General features: G+C 40.1%; 1 protein-coding gene and 1 pseudogene. One reads left to right on the top strand and one right to left on the bottom strand.

Annotated elements, in window-relative coordinates; genetic code table 11:
• A pseudogene (locus ACTNBF_RS16460) lies at positions 1-253 on the top strand (IS66 family insertion sequence element accessory protein TnpA); the annotation flags it as partial.
• Positions 254-388: 135 nt separating this feature from the next.
• Here ACTNBF_RS16460 and ACTNBF_RS16455 read toward each other — a convergent pair.
• Entirely contained in the window at positions 389-1,063 is a 675-nt protein-coding gene (locus tag ACTNBF_RS16455; RefSeq protein WP_441089703.1) for a tyrosine-type recombinase/integrase, read from the bottom strand.
• Positions 1,064-1,065: the final 2 nt, after the last annotated feature.

The raw sequence follows: 1,065 nt of genomic DNA, 5'->3' as shown, positions 1-1,065 counted from the left end.
AGCGGATCAGATCCCACCACCGAATTATGGTCATCTTGAGGTTCCCCGCCCGAAACAGGACGTGGTTCCCATTGGCATTGTTCCGGATCACATTTCGGAACAGCATACAGCATCACAGATGCAAAACTCGTACCTTGACAATTCACATACGATTGAAGTTGCTATGAAGGATATCACAGTCCGCATCAGCAATGATGCAGATCCGGTCCTGCTCACCAGGACATTCCGCCTGCTTCAGGAGCTCTCATGTTAGGTGACATCTCCGGACTTGAGAAGATCTACATTGTCTGCGGCTATACCGATTATCCGAGAAGTATTATTATTTGAGAAGTATGCTGTAACTAATGTAAGTTACAGCATCTCTTGAATGCTTTTCTCGAATAATATTTTACCTTTTTCTCAAAAAATCCGGAACATTAACAGATTTTTTCATTTCTATTTTTTTATTTTCACCAAACCATGTCTCATTCCATTCTCTGAGTTTTTGATCTACCGTATTTTGTGATATTTCAGCGTAAATCTGGGTGGTCTGTAAAGAAACGTGCCCCAAAATATTTTTTATTGTTACAATATCTACCCCGGCTTCCAGTAAATGACAGGCAGTGCTATGTCTCATAGAATGAGGTGGATAGCTATCTGCCAGGAACAATCCTGGATTACTCTTTTTAGCTAAAGTCACATATTTTTTATAAATTCCTTCCACACATGATATCGTCATCTGCTCATGCGTCTGACTAGAAAAAATATGTCGATTTGGAAATAACTCAATATGTCTATGTTTTATATAGCTTTGAAGTGTGCCGACAAGTTTTTCAGCAATTCCAACCTGACGCGTTTTGGATCCCTTACCCGTCAGAGTAATAGACGCAGAATTTGCATCGATCCGTAAATCTCTTACTTTTAAGTCGCAGATTTCCTGTGCTCTGGCTCCGGTTGCATACATGAATGAAAGAAGTACCTTATCTCGCAGACCGGTTTCATAGCTTTCATCTGGAAGAGATAAAAGAATTTTTATTTCCTGTCTGGTAAATACAGCTCTTGCTTTCTTCTTTCCCTTCTTCACAG

Source organism: Bariatricus sp. HCP28S3_A4 (assembly GCF_052066395.1).
GTDB lineage: Bacteria > Bacillota > Clostridia > Lachnospirales > Lachnospiraceae > Allocoprococcus.
This window is presented reverse-complemented; position numbering and strand designations above follow the sequence as displayed.